The sequence below is a fragment of the Marinobacter sp. LA51 genome (genome assembly GCF_030297175.1).
GTDB lineage: Bacteria > Pseudomonadota > Gammaproteobacteria > Pseudomonadales > Oleiphilaceae > Marinobacter > Marinobacter apostichopi.
In genome coordinates this window covers 2,042,955-2,060,312 of sequence record NZ_AP028070.1, presented here as the reverse complement: position 1 = coordinate 2,060,312, position 17,358 = coordinate 2,042,955, and the positions used below count along the sequence as shown (strand labels likewise).

Here is a 17,358-nt window from a genome sequence, read left to right as displayed (position 1 = left end):
CGTCCAGATGTTCAGGTTTTCGCCGGCTCTGCCGAGGTTTCGATCCGGTATTTGTCGGTCAGGTTGTACAGGGTGGGGCGCGTTACGCCGAGTAGGCGCGATGTCTGTGCAATATTGAAGTTGCAGGTACGCAGTGCCTGTACAATCGCCTGACGTTCCGCGTTTTCCCGCACCTGTCTTAAATTGAGCTGATGATCCCGGGCAGTATGTTCGGTGGGTAGTTCCAGATCTTCGGCGGTCACACGCTTGCCATCAGCCATAATGGTGGCCCGTTTAATCTTGTTGATCATCTCGCGAACGTTGCCAGGCCAGGCATAGCCGTTGATGGCATCTACGGCGTCTTCGGAGAAGCAAAGGCCGGGGCGCTCCATTTGCTTGCCGAGGCTTTTTAGCAATGACTGGGCAATCACGGCTGCATCTCCATCGCGATCACGAACGGCAGGCACTTCGAGAGTTATTTCGCTGATCCTGTAATACAGGTCCTCGCGGAAATCCCCGCTGTCGATCAGAGATTTTACGTCCCGGTGCGTGGCGCAAACCACCCGTACGTCTACTGGAATTGGTTGCACGGAGCCAACTCGATCCACCAGGCGCTCCTGGAGGAACCGTAGGAGCTTGGCCTGAAGAGCCATGGGCATGTCGCCGATTTCATCCAGAAAAAGGGTGCCACCGTTGGCGCTCTCGATTTTACCTTTCTTGGAGTGGGTGGCGCCCGTGAAGGAGCCTTTTTCAAACCCGAACAGTTCGCTTTCCAGCAGATTTTCGGGAATGGCGGCACAATTGATAGCAGCGAAAGGTTTTTGTCCACGCTGACTCAGGTCATGAATGGCGCGTGCCAGCAGTTCTTTGCCCGTTCCGGTCTCGCCGGTGATCAGCGTGGTGACGTCGGTGGGAGCGACTTTTTCAAGAGTGCGGCAAATGGCGAGCATTTGCGGGCTGGCGGCCACAATACCCTTAATGTTGGTGCCATTGCGATGGCTGGCCAAATCACGGTTTTCTCGTTCAAGTTCAGCCAGCCGGAACGCTCGGTGAACCACAAAGGTAAGAATGTCGGCATCCAGGGGCTTCTGGTAAAAATCGCAGGCGCCCATACCGATCGCTTTGACCGCGTTTTCTTTGTCCTCGCGACCGGTTACAACAATCACTTTGGTTCTTGGGGCTAAGCGAAGGATTTCCTCAAGCAGGCCGAAGCCTTCTGTGGCCCCGCCCGGATCCGGGGGTAGCCCAAGATCAAGGGTCACCACATCGGGCTCTGTGCGCCGAAGCGCCGCCAGAGCGGAATCCCGGTCAGATGCGACCGTGATATCAAGCTCCTCGTTGAAGCACCAGCGCATTTGGCTCTGCAGGCCCGGGTCATCCTCTACGATTAAGAGTCGTCTAGTCACGCCAGAAACAATTCCCTTGTCTATATACCTTGTATAGTTCTGGACACCTTGTTCCACTGGCATCCTTTGATTAATTCTTAACTGAACATTGGCGCTTTGCAATGCAAAGTCCAAATGTTAATGCGAAACGACTACTAATTGGCGTTTTGCCTCGGCTGTGCCGGAGCATTATCGATAAACTCTCGGGGCTCCGGAGCGGACATGGCAGGGACGTTCGCCAGTGGTATCCGAATCGAGAAGCAGGAACCGACGCCAGGCTCACTGGTTACGTCGATGTTGCCACCCACCCTCTGCACGTACTCCCGCGCCTGATAGGCCCCAATGCCCATTCCGGTCAGGCCCTTGGTACTCTCGAACGGTTTGAACAGCTGACAATTGATAAATTCCTCGGTCATTCCGCAGCCTGAGTCGTGAATGAATAACGCCACATTGCCCCGGGCGATCTTCAGAGACAGAGTGATTTCACCTTCCGCTGGCGTCGCGTCCTTGGCGTTTTGAATGAGATGGCCCAGGACACTGCGCAGCTGTTCCTCATCCGCCAGTACCAGGGCTTGAGGCGGGTTGCCTTCGAGGCGGGGGCTGGGGCGAGACTGGCTGTAGTGTTCAAGCAGACTCACAACCAGGCCGGTTAAATCCAGTAATTGCTGTTCACCGCTATCGTCGCTGGTAGGGCGGCGCATATGGTCAACCAGGTTCGACATTTTCCGGACCGCATGGTCTGTGGTGTCGATCATGTCGTCAATGAAGGCAGGGTTATGACGATGCTTGGGGGCATTTTTAACCAGAAGGGACAACTGAGAGATGACCGTTTTGAGGTCGTGAATCATAAAGGCCGAGGCCTTACTTACGGCTTCAAACTGCATGGCGCGCGATAGCCGATGCTGGGCATCCGCCTGGGCCAGAAGGTTGCAGGTCTGCCGGGCCACAACTTTCACCAGATCGAAGTTTTCCCAGTTGAGCTCTACCGGCGCGTAGGGCGCGCCCACCATCGCAATGCCGTAGAGCTCATTATCCAGATATAGCGGAATAACCAGCCAGGCATCCGGTATGTTGGCAATTGCCTCAGGAATTTCGAGTAGATCGTAGGCCACCGGGTCGGCGCGGTACTCCCGAAGGTTCACTATCCAGTCGCGATGATTGAACAGGCGAACCAGGTCCGAGTCTGATTCAATGTCCGTGTATTTCGCGATTGGCGTATTCAGCGACGCTTTCAAGGTAAAGCTGCCCCGATCGTCCTTGAGCCAGATTGCACCGGAGTTGCTCTCAACCAGGCCGGCCAGAATTCTCGTTACCCGTTCTGGCAGAGGCGGGTCATCGCTCAGATTGGCCAGTTCACGGGTCATTTTTAGCCATTCTTCGCGGTAATCATATTTGTAGTCGAAAAAGTTCTTGCTGATCCGCACCATCAATTTGGCCCGGATTCGGCGGGAGAGAACCAGGGTAGCTAGAAACACCAGTGAAATGGTGAAAAACAGAACCTGCAGCGCATCGCCCCAGTCGCCTCCGAGCACCCTGACATAGTAGCCACCTACCGCCAGGCACAGAAGGTAGCCGCCAGCGAACACCAGGGTGCCAGCGTGAAATACCGCGGACCGGGAAAGCTGAAAGTCGACCGGCTGTTTGCGGGTGTTTATGACGTTGATTGCAAACAGCGGAACCAGAAGGGCATTCACAAAGCCCCGGGCATTCCAGAACGAATCAGATACCTGGCCAAACAACAGGGCATCGGCGTACATGAAGAAGTCGAAAGCGAACAGGGTGGCAATGCTAATACACAGGTATTTCATGCTGGATCGGCCAAATCCCGGAGAGTTGCGCCAGATTTGCTCGACCAGTGACAGCCCGAGCAACGACAGGGCAATCTGTCCCAGCAGTCGGGTTTTGCCGCTCAGGATGGAGAGGCCAAACACGTACTCCAGCATCCCGAAGCCCACCAGAAGCACCAGCAGGACAACCGTTGAAACACCCAATATCTGTTTTAATTGCCCGGTAAGGCTACCTTGGCGAAACGAATTCCTGAGCATTGCGAACAGCAGCAGAATCCAGGCGCTGTACCTCAGGAGCTCTAGAAGATAACGGATAAAGAAGCTTGGGAAGCCCCAAAAGCTTTGTATGATCAGCGCCGAAGACCAGAGGGTGGTCACGATGGCAGCCAGGAACAGGGCGCGATCAATGTCTCGCCGGGTGTAACGCGTAACTACAAGCACCGCCAACAACCCGAAGGTCAGGGCGGCCGCCACGTGGCTGATAACACTGAAGTCGCTTAGCATCTCTCGCATCCTGCGTGAGTGTCGGCTGATCCCTGACGGTTGAACCTGCGCTACACCGGTTTTTTGTTATCCATGTAAAACCGGAAGATGTCTTTGAGCTGTCGCTTGGGATTAAAACCAAACTCACTTGCGAATGCTCTACCGTCGATAACTACAGGATACTTGAAAAATGCCATCAGGTACGACGGAAAACTTCTCAGTTTCAGTGTGCGTAGAATCATGGACGGAAGAATCGGTGGCACCGAAGGGATTGGCAGGCTTTTACAGTGACAAAGTTTCAGCGCGTGTTGATAGGCAACCCAGTCCTGAGGGGCGACATTGAAGACACCGCGTACCGGTTTTTTATAGGCCAGCACAATGGCGTCGGCCATGTCGTCGATATGGATGAACTGCATCATTGGCGAAAAGCCCGCCAAAACGGGTGCCCGTTCGCTTGCCAATAGTGTACTCATGGCATTTCTGACCCCGGGGCCTACGATATTGCAGGGCCTGAGAATGGAAATGTTCAGTTCCGGGTAGCGCCAGAGATAGATGTTCGCCAGGTTTTCCAGCTCAACCGAGTCGATCAGGTCGGAGCTGAGTCCGGCGCTCTTCAGTGGGGCTGACTCGTCGATCAGGGCGGGGTTGTACGCTACTGCGCCGTACACGTGATAGGTCGATAACACTACAACCCGCTTGATGCCGTATTTCAGGCTGAGATCAAGAAGCTTCTGGGTTCCCAGTACATTGGCGTTATAGCGGCGCATCCGGGTGAGCTGGCTCGACATGATCCGCCCGAGGTGGATGACACCGTCGAACTCGTAGCGTCGGAACAGGTCTTCGAAGACCCGCTTGTTGAAATCGATGCAGTAGCTGGGGATATCGTCACCCAGATAAACCTGTTCCCGGAAATCGACCGCCACCAGATCACAATGATCCCGCAGCTGAGTGATGACCTGTTGAGCCAAAGCACCGGCGGCACCGGTTACGAGAATATGGGGTCTGCGATGTTGGGTCATCAAAAAAGCCTTTTCCGTTCGCTCAATCCTTTGTCGATCAGCCGGCTGATCTCCGCCTTTACCTTTTCCACGCGCTCCGTTACCTGATCTTCGGGGATCTCAAGGTCATCAAAGTACATTGGGGCGCCAAAATTGAGGTGCACTTTAGCCGGCAGGACTACCGGCAAAGCCAGCGGTGCATAGGGAATCCCCAGAGTCTTGGCCAGCGGTTTGATGTTTGCGATCGCAGGAATGGTCTCCTCACAACCGACCACACCGACCGGAACAATCGGGGCATTGTATTTCATGGCCAGGTGCATGAAGCCACTGCCAAACCGCTTGAGTTCGTATCGGTCCCTGTAGAGCTTCCCGGAGCCGCGAATACCCTCCGGGAAGACGATCACGGCCTCGTCGTTGGCCAGCATCTTGGCGCAATTGACCGGGTCGCCCAAGACCGCGCCGACCTCGTTCAGCAGGTTTCCGAGCCAGGGCACGGTGGGGAAGAAGCGCTCGATCATGGCGCGGGGCATGCGCGGGGAGTTTTTTCGGGACGCCAGTGCGTAGCCAATCAGTATGCCGTCGATGGGAAGTTGGCCGCTGTGGTTCGCGATAATGAGTACAGGGCCCTTGGAGGGAATTTGCTCAACCCCATGGGCCTGAACCCGAAAGTATTTCTCGTAGATTTGCTTGGTCAATGCGAGGCCGTATTTTACCGCCTCGTTGTTATAGCCCCACGGGTCGTACCCAAGCGATCCAATGGGCTTGCGAATACGATTCACTTGTTGTTCAAGCTCTGCAGGCACCAGCTTGGACTTGATAAATGACGCCAGACTCATGCTGACTCCTGTTTGCTTGCGAATTAAATACTGGAATCAGGCGCGGCCGATCAGAACGCCCAGCGTATGGCTCTGGCCTTCATTAAGCACGCGGTAGTCGCCGCTTGCATTGGCAGTCTCGACGCACAGCATGTTTTTCCAGGCCTCGTCTGGAAAGTCGGAGAGTGTCGCTGCCTTGGCTGGGCCGGGGTTCCAGACCACCGTTGAATCGCTGCCCACCGCGGAGAGTTTGCGCTTGCCCGAGGGGGTCACAATGGTCATGGGCGCTCCGTTCTCATAAATCCGGTCGGTTTCGCCCTCGAAATAAACAGCGCCTTCCTGCCAGCAGTATTCCCAATCACGAAGCGTATCTATGTAATGACTATCGCCTAGCCCAAGCACCCGGCTGCGCCCGATATCAGGCGTTGGAAAATAGCTGTGCAGGGCCTGGCTAAAGGCCAGCGGGTGGCTGCTCATGTTGGTGGTGGTCAGTGCCACCTGGCATCCCCGGACAGAAAAGCTGAAGGTGATGAGAGCGAGAGCGTGGCCACTCCAGATGTCGTGGAAATCTTCATTGGCGTCGAGCGAGAGGCTGATCTCGACCTCGTGGGCGCTTTCTCGGACGTCTTCGAGCTTCCATAGCGAGGTGCGGGCGAAACCATGGGCCTTGTCCGTGTGAATGCGCTTCCGGACTTCCGGAGCATTTCTTGCCGGATCACCAAACCAGGGCCAGCACACTGGAACGCCGCCTCGAATGGCGCGGCCCGGTTCCATGCGGGCAGTATCGCTGCACCATAGCCAGTCAGGTTCGTCCTTAGGGGCGAAATGGGTCAGATGCGCGCCTTGTAGGAACACCGTGGCTCTAAAGAGCGGGTGATTTACGTCCAGCGCCTCCAGTTGTCCAATAGTGCGCCAGCGGGTGAAGGACCATTGGCCCGGAGAAAGAGAAAGTGGCGGTCGGTTACTGCTCTCAGACATGGCGTGTTTCAGAGACTCCTGAGTTAACGGTATTTGCCTATACAGAGAGTAAATTAAATCTCCCGCCCCGGCGAGAATTCCGCATAGAATATGGTCAAATGTTCAGGAAGCAGTTAATGGAACACTCGGTTGTTATTGCCCTTAAAGACCAACACTTTGAACCTGCCGGTTCCATTGTCGAGTCGGTTGCCAGCGGCGACGAGCTTGCCGGGCTGCCTCCTGGCAATGCCGATCCGGTATCCGGTGATTGGCTTGACGAGTTGGCCGACGGTTTAAGTGAGCACGGCTGGATGACGCTCGATGTTGCCAGTGCGCTCGGCCTCCCACTGTTGGCCAGCCTGGCCTCGGAAGTCTCATTGCTGGACAGATCCGACGCCATGAAGAAGGCAGGTATCGGCCGTGGCACCGATCTGACCCGGGATCGCTCTGTTCGCCGGGATCGGATTGCCTGGTTGCAGGGCATCACTGCGCCTCAAGCTGCCTTATTCGATTTCTTTGAGACCATTCGGGCCGGGCTCAATCAGCGCCTGTTCCTTGGACTGAAGCGCTTTGAAGCCCATTACGCCACTTATCAGGCGGGTGACTTTTACAAAAAGCACCTGGACAGCTTTCAGGGGCGAGCATCACGAGTTATCAGTCTGGTGTTGTACCTTAATGCAAGTTGGCGGCCAGAGGAGGGCGGTGAATTGCAGGTGTTCAACCGGGAAAACGATAACGAGGTCTGCGCGCAGGTTGTACCCGAAGCAGGTCGGATCGCCGTATTTCTGAGCGAAGAAATTCCCCACGAGGTATTGCCGGCACACCGCACCCGGCACAGTGTTGCCTGTTGGTTCCGACAGGATGAAGTTCCACTGCCACTGTAAGAATTAGGATTGTTCCCGGAGGAGCCTAATTGGCGTTGTAGTCGGCAAACCCATTTGCTACTATGCGCGCCGCTTTGAGGGAATTATCCCGAAGCGCCGTTATGGTGGCCCCATTGGTGCCTCCGCAACATGAAACCGTGAACCCGGTCAGGCCCGGAAGGGAGCAGCCGAAGCGGTGGAATTGTGTGCCGGAGTGTCGCTGGTGGGGTCACCCCCAGATTTCCCCCTTCCGTTCTATCCAAGCCCCAGTTTAGTCTTGTTCTCCCCACGCTGAATCGCGTTGTTGCGCCGTTTTCCGTGGTTGATCTGTGCTTCTTCTCAAGTTGGGTCCATGCTAAGGTTAAGCCCGTTTTTAACAGCAGTTGGCGGAACATGAGCTACCAGGTACTTGCCCGAAAATGGCGCCCACGCACCTTTGAAGACATGGTGGGCCAGGAACACGTGCTGCAGGCGTTAATCCATGCGCTGGAGAGCCAGCGTCTGCACCATGCCTATCTGTTCACCGGAACCCGTGGTGTCGGTAAAACCACCATCGGCCGGCTGTTGGCCCGGTGCCTGAATTGTGAAACTGGAATCACGCCCCGGCCCTGTGGTGAGTGTTCAAGCTGTACTGAGATTCAGGAAGGTCGATTCGTCGACCTGATCGAAATTGACGCCGCCTCCCGGACTGGCGTCGACGATATGCGTGAGCTGACCGACAACGTCCAGTACGCGCCCACTCGCGGCCGCTACAAGGTGTACCTCATTGACGAGGTTCACATGCTTACCAACCAGTCGTTCAACGCGTTCCTGAAAACGCTGGAAGAACCCCCCGAGCACGTCAAGTTCCTGCTGGCCACCACCGATCCGCAAAAACTGCCGGTAACGGTGTTATCGCGCTGCTTGCAGTTTAATCTCAAGCGAATGACCCCCGAACACATTGCCGGCCACCTGAAATACGTACTGGGCCAGGAACAGATTCCGTTCGAAGATCCTGCGCTGTGGCTGCTTGCGCGTGCGGCGGACGGCAGTATGCGCGATGCCCTTAGTCTTACCGATCAGGCAATTGCCTTTGGGAACCAGAAGCTTGCTGCCAGCGATGTCAGCAATATGCTGGGAACCATCGACCAGCGTGACATAGAGCGACTGGTCAGCGCCCTGGTTGAGCGGGATGGCCCGGGCCTGCTTTCAGAAATAAACCGAATTTCTGACTTCGCGCCGGACTACGGCAATATTCTCGCCGACCTCCTGTCACTGTTTCACCGGGTGACCATGGAGCAGGTAGTCCCGGGTAGCGCTGACAACGCACTGGGGGATGCCGCTGAGATTCAGGCCCTTGCCCGTCAGTTAAGCGCGGAGGACGCTCAGCTTTTCTATCAGGCTGCGTTGATGGGCCGAAAGGATCTGACGATTACACCGGACGCCAGAATGGGCTTTGAAATGACCTTGCTCAGAATGCTGGCGTTTCGTCCCGGTGCTGATCGTCGTGAACCGCCGGCACTCAGTTCGTCCACCCCGACCGGTTCCACGGAGCCTCACGACGAACCTGACCCTGCACGATCACCCAGTGCCGGAGCCGGGCACCAGGGCGCTGAGCAGAAGTCAGCACCTGACATCAGTGCTGCTGATCAAGCCGCTTCTGAGCCCGCTAACGAGCCGTTAGCTGCACCTGAGGCACCACCTCAGCCCGAAGCCTCTCAGCCCGAAGCCTCTCAGCCCGAACCCCCTCAGCCTGAACAGCCAGAAAGCCATCACCAAACTGCTGAGCCAGAACCGCAGTCAGAGACTGGCTCGGAGTACCTTGCTGAGACAGCGCCTGAACCTGAGTCGTCTGATGATGCCTGGTTGGCCAGCCTTGACGCTCAAGCGCCCGATGTGGACTCCGCTGATCAGGATCCTGGGTATGATCAACCCCTGACTACAAACTCGGAGGCAGTGTCGAAACCGGAGCAACATGCAGACCCGCTTGAAGAGCCTGTGGCGGAGTCTGTTGCACCAGGCCCAGAGCCTGTTCCGGGACCTGAACTTGGCACTGATGGTGAGTTTGTCTGGGAACGGGATTTTCGCTCGCTGGAAATAGTGGGTATGCCGGGGAATCTTGCCAGTCACGGGGCCTTGGCCTGGGACGGTGACACCGTGGTACTGACCATCGATGATGGCCATGCGCGTCTTCTGAACGCGCGACATGAAGAAAAAATTCTGGCTGGGTTGAGAAGTCGGTTTGGCGATGCCACTGAATTAAAGGTGGAGCCGGGCAATCCCGGACCTCATACGCCGGCCGCCTTCGAAGAGCGTCAGCGTAAGGCGCGCCAGCAAGCGGCTGAAGAGGCAATCCGCAAGGATCCGGCAGTGCAGTCCATCGTTGAACGATTTGAGGCGCGGGTAGTCGAAGACAGTATCCGGCCAATTGAGACAAGCAGGAGATAGCGACATGATGAACAATATGGGCGACATGATGAAAAAAGCCCAGAAGATGCAGGAAGATATGCAGAAGGCCCAGGAAGAAATCGCCAAAGCGGAAGTGACTGGCGAGTCTGGCGCTGGTCTCGTTAAAGTCACCATGAATGGTCGTCACGACGTTCGTCAGGTACAGATTGATCCTTCGCTGATGTCAGAAGAAAAAGAAATTCTGGAAGACCTGCTGGCTGCGGCCGTGAACGATGCAGTGCGCCGGATTGAAGCGAATCAGAAGGAAAAAATGTCCGGGATGATGTCGGGCATGGGCATGCCTCCGGGCTTCAAGATGCCGTTCTGAGATCGGATCAACCCCTGAACTGAATTTGAGGACGTTTCATGGCATTCAGCCCACTGGTTGACGAGCTGGTCGAATCGCTCCGGTGTTTGCCCGGTGTCGGTCAGAAAACCGCCCAGCGCATGGCATTCCACCTATTGGAGCGGGGACGCTCCGGTGGCAGCCGTCTATCCGATGCCCTGAGCAACGCCATGACCGGCGTCCGCCGATGCAACAGCTGCCAGAATTTTGCAGACACCGAAGTCTGCGGGATCTGCGACAACGGCGCCCGCCGCACCGGTACCCTGTGTGTCGTTGAAAGCCCTTCAGACCTGCTGGCCATCGAGCAGGCGGGCGACTACCGCGGTGGTTACTTCGTGCTCATGGGGCACCTGTCACCCATCGACGGCGTTGGCCCTGAAGAGATCGGTATTGAGCGCTTGCTGGAGCGGGTTAACCAGGAAGGGGTCACCGAACTTATCCTCGCGACCAACCCGACAGTGGAAGGTGAGGCAACAGCGCACTATATCGCCGATCGCCTGGATGGCCGCGATATCCTGATCACCCGTTTGGCCCACGGTATACCGGTGGGTGGCGAACTGGGTTATGTCGACGGTTTCACGCTGACTCACGCCTTCCGCGGTCGCAAGCCGCTCTCCGAATAAACCATCACCAGGTTACCTTATGACATCTGCAAGCCCGGCTGTTGAAGTCCCGCCAGCCCCTGACAGGATTAACTGGATCACTGAACCGTCGGCACTGGACGAATGGCTGGAGGGGGTCGGGGATAGCCTGCTGGTTCTGGATACGGAGTTCGAACGGGTAAATACTTTTTACCCGATACCTGGCCTGGTGCAGCTCGGTTACGATGACAACTTCTGTCTGGTGGACCCCGATGTGGCCGAAGCGTCGGAACGGTTTAAAGAGCTGCTGGCGGACCCGCAGACACCCAAGCTGCTGTACGCCATGAGTGAAGACCTTGAGCTTTTCAGGCACTGGCTGGGTATTTTGCCGAAGGGCGTTATCGATCTTCAGATTGGCGCAGCTCTGGCTGGCGCCGGCTTTTCCCTTGGCTATGCCCGGCTCGTGGAATCCCTGTTTGGCGAAACACTCGACAAGTCCGTGACGCGCTCCGACTGGCTGTCGCGGCCCCTCAGCGAGGCCCAACAGCGCTACGCCGTGGACGACATCCGCTTTCTCGAGCCTATGTACCAGTGGTTGCTTGCCGGGCTAGAGGAGAGGGGCTTGGTATTTGCCCTGAGTGAAGAATCCAGCCGGTTCGCCGATGAGCTTGCGACGCAGGACAATCCCGAGGATCACTACCTTAAGTTGCGGGGCGGCTGGGCCTTAAGCCCTCAGCAGCAAGGCGTTCTTCGCGAATTGGCCCAATGGCGCGAACAGGAATGCCAGCGTCAGGACCGGCCCCGGAATCGGGTCTTTGCCGATGCCCTGTTGATTGCGGTGGCAGAACAGATGCCCGAATCCCGCTCAGCGTTGTCGAACATTCAGGGTGTACCATCCGGGGCAGTTCGTCGTTATGGCGATATGTTGCTGCAGCTTGTTGAAGTGGGCCGTACTGCGGATAATTCCAACCTTGAGCGCATTGCACCGCCACTGACGAGAGACCAGCAAGCCTTCTTCAAGATATTAAAGCGTCAATTTAAAAGCGCGGCGGAAGCTGCTGATATTCCGATAGAAATTCTGGCGCCAAGAAAGCGCCTCGAGAAAGTTGTCCAGCAACGGAGTCTGGCCGGGCACGTCTTTTTTCAGGGATGGCGAGAACAGATCCTGGCACCGGTCCGGGCGGATATTGAGGAATTGCTGAGATCATGAAAGAAAGAGAATTTGTGTCTGTATTCCGCAGCAGCAAAAAACGGGATACCTATCTTTTCGTACGCCGCGGTATGGATTGGAATGAACTGCCGGAAAGTCTGAGAACGGTGTTCGGCCAACCGGTACACTCCATGGACCTGATTCTGACGCCGGATCGAAAGCTGGCTCGAACCACAGGTAAACAGGTACTTGCAGGTCTTGAAGAGAAAGACTTCTTCCTGCAGATGCCGGAAGAACAGGACGGTTACGTCGTGGATTTCAAGAAGAAGATAGAGCCGCGCGATTCATGATTGCGCAGATTCCCTTCTGGCAGCGAAAACGCCTTGATGAAATGACCCTGGCGGAATGGGAATCCCTGTGTGACGGTTGCGGTAAATGTTGCCTCAACAAACTCCAGGATGAGGACACTGACGAGGTCTACCACACCGACCTGGTGTGTCGTTACATGGATCAGCAGAGCTGTCGCTGCACAGTTTACTCCGAGCGCCTGAAAAAAGTGCCGGGCTGCACCGTACTGACATCGGACACCGTTAACGACTACCATTGGCTGCCGCAGACCTGCGCCTATCGCACCCTGGCTGAAGGCAGGCCGCTTGCCGATTGGCACCCATTGAGAAGCGGCGATCCAGAAACGGTGCATCGGGCCGGGGTCTCAATTCGTGACAAGGTGGTCTCGGAAGCCGAGGTGCCTGAAGATCAATGGGAAGAACACATCATTCATTGGATACTGTAATGATCGATACTGACGCACAAGTGGCCTACGGGATTTTCTGGTCAGCCTACGCAATTGCCTTCGTTGTGTTCTTTTACATGATGAAGCAGCTGTTCCGATACTTCCCCCTGTACGGCGTAAGAACTCTGTTATCCGCTGCCCTGGTGGCGTTACTGCTTACCCCGGTGGAGTCTCCAGAGCTTGCAGACTGGTGGATCCCGGCGTGGCTGTACGGCGGCTATGAATTGGTGCTTGGTGAAGCGGAGGCCGCTGGCCGGGCTCTGTTCAATCTCGGTATTGCCGGCCTGGTGATGCTACTGGTATGGATACTCGATCTCGTTCGCTACCGTCTGGTTCGACGCTAGCGGAGGGGCCAACAACAAAACGGACAATGCCTTGAGCGCGACTATGCCCAGATTTCACACGTTGATGTTCGTTATTGCCTTGGTACTGCAGACGGTGCTCCCGACTGTGGTGCAGGCTCAGCAAGCTCCGGAGTTGGTCCTTGCTGACAAATCCGATGTCCGGATCATCGTGGACATTTCCGGGTCAATGAAAAGTAATGACCCCGACAACTTGCGTCAGCCGGCGGTCAGGCTGCTGGCTGAGATGCTTCCGGCAGGTTCAATGGCCGGGCTCTGGACCTTCGGACAGTACGTCAACATGCTGGTGCCTCATCGTGAGGTGACCGACCAGTGGCGGGCTGTGGCCAGGGACAAGTCAGCCCAGATCAATTCGGTTGCCCTCAGAACAAACCTCGGCAAAGCCATCGAGGTGGCGGGCGACGGCTACTACACCGGCGGTGTTCTCGAAAACACCCACTTCATTTTGCTGACTGACGGCAAAGTCGATGTGTCGGACGATGCTGGCAAGAATCAGGAAGAAGAACGCCGGATTCTCGGGACTCTTGTTCCCGAGCTGGCCAAACAGGGCGCCACCTTCCACCCCATTGCGCTTTCCGCCGAAGCGGACGCCGAATTCCTGAGACAACTTGCGCTTCAATCCGGTGGCCGGTTTCAGGTTGCGGAGACCGCCGAGGCCCTTAGTCGGGCATTTCTGGAAGCATTGAATGCAGCAGTCCCGCAGGAACAGATTCCCATCGAAGGGGATGGCTTTACCGTTGATGAAGGCGTCTCCGAATTCACCGCACTGGTTTTCTGGGGCGAGCAGGAAACACGGGATACCCGGGAACTGACACTTGAGAAGCCTGATGGCAGCTCGGTGGCGCTCACGAGCCTCCCGGAAAACGTGCGTTGGAACCGGGAAGCAGGTTATGACCTGATGACCATCACCGAACCAGTGGCAGGCCGGTGGCGTATTGAAGGTGAATTGGGTGAGGGCAGTCGCGTGACAGTCGTCAGTGATCTGCGAATGGCAGTGAGCCCGGTACCGGCAAGGTTTTCCGAAGAAACGCCCATTGATCTGAATATCGCGTTCTATGAGGAAGGCGAGAAGATTACAGACCCGGATTTTTTGCAGGTTCTTGATATCAAGGTCAGTGTGATTTCCGAGGATGGCCGTAGTGGGACCAAGGACTTGTCGGCAGAACCCCCGGTAGATGGGATGTTCACTGACACCATCGGTCGGCTACCCGAGGATGGGGTTTACCAGATCGAGGTAGTTGCCGATGGGCAGACCTTCGGTCGCAAATTCAGCACAACCACCGTGTTCACGGCCGTCTCGCCGGTGCTGGACCAGCCGGCAGGTGAAGTGGAAGAGGCCGAAGTTGCGGTAACCGACGAAGCCGAAGCTGGGACTCAGCCGGAACCCATGCCCGAGGAGTCAACGCCCGAGCCGGATTCGGTGACAGTGCCCGCAAGCGTTAATGGCATCACCAGTCCGATTGACGTCAGTGAGGTTGAAACGCCAGAGATTGCAGAAGCTCCGGAGACGGAAGCCGAGCCGATAGAAACCGGGGACGCTGCCGACAACAATCAAAGCGCGTCACCGATGCCCCCCATGTGGGTGTTCGGCGCGGGCGCCGGCGGCATTGGCCTGATGGCCCTGGTCTGGCTGGCCTTGAGAAAGAAGCAGGCCAAAGCCTCCGAAGATACTGACTCTGCTGAGGCGAATGAATCTGTGCCAATGGAATCTGAAGAGCCCGAGGCGCCGGAAGAAGAACTGGAAGAGGAACCGGAAGCGGCCGTTGCCAGAGAGCTTGAAGACGAAGAGGCCTCTGATGACATTCCGGAGAAAACAGAAGAACTGGACACTGCGAACGATTCCGCTGCCCTGGAGACAGATGTCGATGAGGTGCCTGAAGAGGAAATTCCGATCGCAGAGAGTGTGGTACCGGAGGAAGTCGGCGGCGAAGAAGAAAGTGACGACCCGGTAGAAGCTCCTATCCTGCAGGATGCGGAAAGCGACGAGGAAGAATTCGGGCTGGATGATTTTGATCTGTCCGAATTCGATGATCTTCCAGGCCATAGTGATATTGATTCTGATCAATCGGATAACCAGCCAAAGCCTGACACCGATGATTCAGACCAGAAAAAGTAACCAACAGGAACCAACGCGATGAAGTTTACCGGTACCGACAAGTACGTAGCCACCGATGACCTGCAAATGGCCGTGAATGCGGCGATTTCGCTCCAGCGTCCGCTTCTGATCAAAGGCGAGCCCGGCACCGGCAAGACCTTGCTGGCGGAGGAAATGGCGGCCGCGCTCGGCAAGAAGCTGATTCCCTGGCACATCAAGTCGACCACCAAGGCCCAGCAGGGGCTTTATGAGTACGACGCCGTATCCCGCCTGCGCGATTCTCAGCTGGGTGACGAAAAGGTCAAGGACATCAGCAACTACATTGTCAAAGGCAAACTGTGGGAAGCGTTTGATGCCGATGAGCAGGTCGTGTTGTTAATTGATGAAATTGACAAGGCAGACATCGAGTTCCCGAACGACCTGCTGCTGGAACTGGATCGGATGGAGTTCTACGTCTACGAAACCCAGCAGTTCGTGAAGGCCAAGCAGCGCCCGATCGTTGTGATCACCAGCAACAACGAAAAGGAACTGCCCGATGCATTCCTGCGCCGGTGCTTCTTCCACTACATCAGCTTCCCGGATCACGAAACCATGCAGGACATCGTGGATGTTCACTTCCCCGGCTTGCAGCAGCAAATTGTCCGTGATGCCCTTGAAGTATTCTTCGACGTGCGCAAGGTTCCTGGGCTGAAGAAAAAGCCGTCGACATCGGAATTGATCGATTGGCTGAAACTGCTGATGGCGGACGAATTGTCTGCCAAAATGCTTCAAGAGAAAGACACGAGTTCCGCATTGCCGCCGTTGTACGGTGCTCTGGTCAAGAACGAGCAGGATGTTCACCTGCTGCAGAAGCTGGCCTTCATGGCCCGTCGTCGCAGCTGATACTCAGCAAGAGTCTCGTTTTATGTTGATTGATTTTTTTCTCGAAGTTCGGCGGGCAAAGGTGCCCGCCAGCCTGCGTGAGTTTCTGGACCTCCTGGAGGCGCTGCAGAATCGTCTGGCGTTTGCCGACATGGAGGAGTTCTATTACCTGGCACGCTTGTGTCTGGTAAAGGACGAGCGCCACTTCGACAAGTTTGACCGCGCGTTCAAGGCTTACTTTGAGGGTATCGAGAACCTTGAAGACCTCATGGAGATGCTGATTCCGGACGACTGGTTGCGTGCCGAATTCGAGAAGCATCTGTCCGAGGAAGACAAGGCGAAGATAGACTCTCTGGGGGGGCTTGAAGAGCTGATCGAGACCTTCAAGCAGCGCATGGAAGAGCAGAACGAACGCCATGCCGGTGGTAACAAGTGGATTGGAACCGGCGGAACCTCTCCGTTTGGTGCCGATGGTTACAACCCGGAAGGGTTCCGTATCGGTCAAAAAAACGGTCGCCACGGCAGTGCAGTCAAGGTGTGGGAAAAGCGCGCTTTCAAGGATCTTGATGACAGCATCACGCTGGGCATTCGCAACATCAAGGTAGCACTGCGTCGCCTGCGCAAGTTCGCTCGCCAAGGTGCTGCAGACCAGCTTGATATGGACGATACTATTCGTTCAACTGCCCGAAATGCAGGTTATCTTGACCTGAAGATGGTCCCGGAGCGGCACAATTCTGTGAAGGTCCTGATCTTCTTCGATGTGGGCGGCTCCATGGACCCGCACGTTCGGGTTTGCGAAGAGCTGTTCTCTGCGGCCCGGCTCGAGTTCAAGCACATGGAGTATTTCTACTTCCATAACTTCGTTTACGAGAGTGTCTGGACTAATAATATTCGGCGGATGAACGAGACGACGAGTACCTGGGATATCCTTCACAAGTATTCGCCGGACTACAAGGTGATCTTCGTCGGCGACGCAACCATGGCGCCCTATGAAATCTCCCATCCCGGTGGCTCAATAGAGCACTGGAATGAGGAGGCCGGCGCCACCTGGTTCCAGCGCATCTCGGAACATTTCCGCAAGGTAGTCTGGCTGAACCCGCTACCGGAAAGTTACTGGGGCAATGGCGGCTCTCTGGGCATGGCCAAGCAACTGGTGAATGATCACATGTATCCGCTCACTATTGATGGTCTTGAATCGGCCATGAAGCATCTGAGCAAGTAAAAAAAAGCCGATGCGGTTGAGAGCATCGGCAAAGCTCGGCATATCAAGCGGGGGTGCCCTGAAAGGCGTCCCCGCTTTTTTTCTATAGGCAAATAAAGGGCCACCAACAAAAAACTTCTATTAAACAGCCAGCTAACATGGCCAGCTGACTTACCTCCCTCTGGCGCCTCGATCGTCACTCCTATCCCTGTTAAAAATTCCGACACTGTAAGTTTCAATTTTGGACTTTTCCAATTGGTGATCTGCATACCGTT

The 17,358-nt window shown here is 56.0% G+C and carries 16 protein-coding genes and 1 other RNA gene; 12 read left to right on the top strand and 5 right to left on the bottom strand.

Going from position 1 to position 17,358, the window contains the following annotated elements:
• Positions 1-11: 11 nt before the first annotated feature.
• The 5 genes from prsR to QUE89_RS09500 form a co-directional block, all read right to left on the bottom strand.
• Positions 12-1,334, bottom strand: coding sequence for a PEP-CTERM-box response regulator transcription factor (gene prsR, locus QUE89_RS09520; protein WP_286222856.1), 1,323 nt, complete (start codon positions 1,332-1,334; stop codon positions 12-14).
• Between the two features lie 185 nt (positions 1,335-1,519).
• Positions 1,520-3,655, bottom strand: coding sequence for an XrtA/PEP-CTERM system histidine kinase PrsK (gene prsK / locus QUE89_RS09515; protein WP_286219870.1), 2,136 nt, complete (start codon positions 3,653-3,655; stop codon positions 1,520-1,522).
• Between the two features lie 50 nt (positions 3,656-3,705).
• Positions 3,706-4,653 (bottom strand): SDR family oxidoreductase, encoded by a 948-nt coding sequence (locus QUE89_RS09510; protein ID WP_286219869.1) that lies wholly within the window; start codon positions 4,651-4,653, stop codon positions 3,706-3,708.
• Entirely contained in the window at positions 4,653-5,468 is an 816-nt protein-coding gene (locus tag QUE89_RS09505; RefSeq protein WP_286219868.1) for a lysophospholipid acyltransferase family protein, read from the bottom strand. Before QUE89_RS09505 ends, QUE89_RS09510 begins: the two co-directional genes overlap by 1 nt.
• A gap of 36 nt (positions 5,469-5,504) precedes the next feature.
• Positions 5,505-6,425 (bottom strand): D-hexose-6-phosphate mutarotase, encoded by a 921-nt coding sequence (locus QUE89_RS09500; protein WP_286219867.1) that lies wholly within the window; start codon positions 6,423-6,425, stop codon positions 5,505-5,507.
• Between the two features lie 116 nt (positions 6,426-6,541).
• Between QUE89_RS09500 and QUE89_RS09495 the strand changes: the two genes are divergently transcribed.
• From QUE89_RS09495 to QUE89_RS09440, 12 genes are all read left to right on the top strand, one after another.
• A complete protein-coding gene (locus QUE89_RS09495; protein ID WP_286219866.1) occupies positions 6,542-7,288 on the top strand; it encodes a 2OG-Fe(II) oxygenase in 747 nt (248 codons plus the stop codon).
• 111 nt (positions 7,289-7,399) lie between these two features.
• Positions 7,400-7,496, top strand: an RNA gene (gene ffs, locus QUE89_RS09490) — signal recognition particle sRNA small type.
• 164 nt (positions 7,497-7,660) lie between these two features.
• The gene (gene dnaX / locus QUE89_RS09485; RefSeq protein WP_286219865.1) at positions 7,661-9,694 is read left to right on the top strand and encodes a DNA polymerase III subunit gamma/tau; all 2,034 of its coding nucleotides are present in this window, start codon (positions 7,661-7,663) and stop codon (positions 9,692-9,694) included.
• Between the two features lie 4 nt (positions 9,695-9,698).
• Positions 9,699-10,022, top strand: coding sequence for a YbaB/EbfC family nucleoid-associated protein (locus QUE89_RS09480; RefSeq protein WP_286219864.1), 324 nt, complete (start codon positions 9,699-9,701; stop codon positions 10,020-10,022).
• 38 nt (positions 10,023-10,060) lie between these two features.
• Positions 10,061-10,663, top strand: a complete 603-nt coding sequence (recR, locus tag QUE89_RS09475) for a recombination mediator RecR (protein WP_286219863.1) — start codon at positions 10,061-10,063, stop codon at positions 10,661-10,663.
• Positions 10,664-10,682: 19 nt separating this feature from the next.
• A complete protein-coding gene (gene rnd, locus QUE89_RS09470; protein ID WP_286219862.1) occupies positions 10,683-11,831 on the top strand; it encodes a ribonuclease D in 1,149 nt (382 codons plus the stop codon).
• Positions 11,828-12,121, top strand: a complete 294-nt coding sequence (locus tag QUE89_RS09465; RefSeq protein WP_286219861.1) for a YcgL domain-containing protein — start codon at positions 11,828-11,830, stop codon at positions 12,119-12,121. The genes rnd and QUE89_RS09465 overlap by 4 nt, the downstream gene beginning before the upstream one ends.
• Positions 12,118-12,564: a YcgN family cysteine cluster protein gene (locus QUE89_RS09460; RefSeq protein WP_286219860.1), complete on the top strand. Its 447-nt coding sequence runs from the start codon at positions 12,118-12,120 to the stop codon at positions 12,562-12,564. Before QUE89_RS09465 ends, QUE89_RS09460 begins: the two co-directional genes overlap by 4 nt.
• Positions 12,564-12,908, top strand: a complete 345-nt coding sequence (locus tag QUE89_RS09455) for a hypothetical protein (RefSeq protein WP_286219859.1) — start codon at positions 12,564-12,566, stop codon at positions 12,906-12,908. Before QUE89_RS09460 ends, QUE89_RS09455 begins: the two co-directional genes overlap by 1 nt.
• Positions 12,909-12,951: 43 nt before the next feature.
• The gene (locus QUE89_RS09450; protein ID WP_286219858.1) at positions 12,952-15,042 is read left to right on the top strand and encodes a VWA domain-containing protein; all 2,091 of its coding nucleotides are present in this window, start codon (positions 12,952-12,954) and stop codon (positions 15,040-15,042) included.
• An 18-nt stretch (positions 15,043-15,060) separates the two neighbouring features.
• Positions 15,061-15,903 carry an AAA family ATPase gene (locus QUE89_RS09445; RefSeq protein ID WP_286219857.1) on the top strand — a complete coding sequence of 281 codons (843 nt, stop codon included), beginning with the start codon at positions 15,061-15,063 and terminating at the stop codon, positions 15,901-15,903.
• 22 nt (positions 15,904-15,925) lie between these two features.
• A complete protein-coding gene (locus tag QUE89_RS09440; RefSeq protein WP_286219856.1) occupies positions 15,926-17,104 on the top strand; it encodes a vWA domain-containing protein in 1,179 nt (392 codons plus the stop codon).
• The last annotated feature ends 254 nt before the right edge of the window (positions 17,105-17,358 follow it).

Excerpts from the sequence above, each read along its gene's own strand:
- prsR (WP_286222856.1), bottom strand. The coding sequence starts at position 1,334 with ATGCGCTGGTGCTTCAACGAGGAGCTTGATATCACGGTCGCATCTGAC.
- prsK (WP_286219870.1), bottom strand. The coding sequence starts at position 3,655 with ATGCTAAGCGACTTCAGTGTTATCAGCCACGTGGCGGCCGCCCTGACC.
- QUE89_RS09510 (WP_286219869.1), bottom strand. The coding sequence starts at position 4,653 with ATGACCCAACATCGCAGACCCCATATTCTCGTAACCGGTGCCGCCGGT.
- QUE89_RS09505 (WP_286219868.1), bottom strand. The coding sequence starts at position 5,468 with ATGAGTCTGGCGTCATTTATCAAGTCCAAGCTGGTGCCTGCAGAGCTT.
- QUE89_RS09500 (WP_286219867.1), bottom strand. The coding sequence starts at position 6,425 with ATGTCTGAGAGCAGTAACCGACCGCCACTTTCTCTTTCTCCGGGCCAA.
- QUE89_RS09495 (WP_286219866.1), top strand. The coding sequence starts at position 6,542 with ATGGAACACTCGGTTGTTATTGCCCTTAAAGACCAACACTTTGAACCT.
- dnaX (WP_286219865.1), top strand. The coding sequence starts at position 7,661 with ATGAGCTACCAGGTACTTGCCCGAAAATGGCGCCCACGCACCTTTGAA.
- QUE89_RS09480 (WP_286219864.1), top strand. The coding sequence starts at position 9,699 with ATGATGAACAATATGGGCGACATGATGAAAAAAGCCCAGAAGATGCAG.
- recR (WP_286219863.1), top strand. The coding sequence starts at position 10,061 with ATGGCATTCAGCCCACTGGTTGACGAGCTGGTCGAATCGCTCCGGTGT.
- rnd (WP_286219862.1), top strand. The coding sequence starts at position 10,683 with ATGACATCTGCAAGCCCGGCTGTTGAAGTCCCGCCAGCCCCTGACAGG.
- QUE89_RS09465 (WP_286219861.1), top strand. The coding sequence starts at position 11,828 with ATGAAAGAAAGAGAATTTGTGTCTGTATTCCGCAGCAGCAAAAAACGG.
- QUE89_RS09460 (WP_286219860.1), top strand. The coding sequence starts at position 12,118 with ATGATTGCGCAGATTCCCTTCTGGCAGCGAAAACGCCTTGATGAAATG.
- QUE89_RS09455 (WP_286219859.1), top strand. The coding sequence starts at position 12,564 with ATGATCGATACTGACGCACAAGTGGCCTACGGGATTTTCTGGTCAGCC.
- QUE89_RS09450 (WP_286219858.1), top strand. The coding sequence starts at position 12,952 with ATGCCCAGATTTCACACGTTGATGTTCGTTATTGCCTTGGTACTGCAG.
- QUE89_RS09445 (WP_286219857.1), top strand. The coding sequence starts at position 15,061 with ATGAAGTTTACCGGTACCGACAAGTACGTAGCCACCGATGACCTGCAA.
- QUE89_RS09440 (WP_286219856.1), top strand. The coding sequence starts at position 15,926 with ATGTTGATTGATTTTTTTCTCGAAGTTCGGCGGGCAAAGGTGCCCGCC.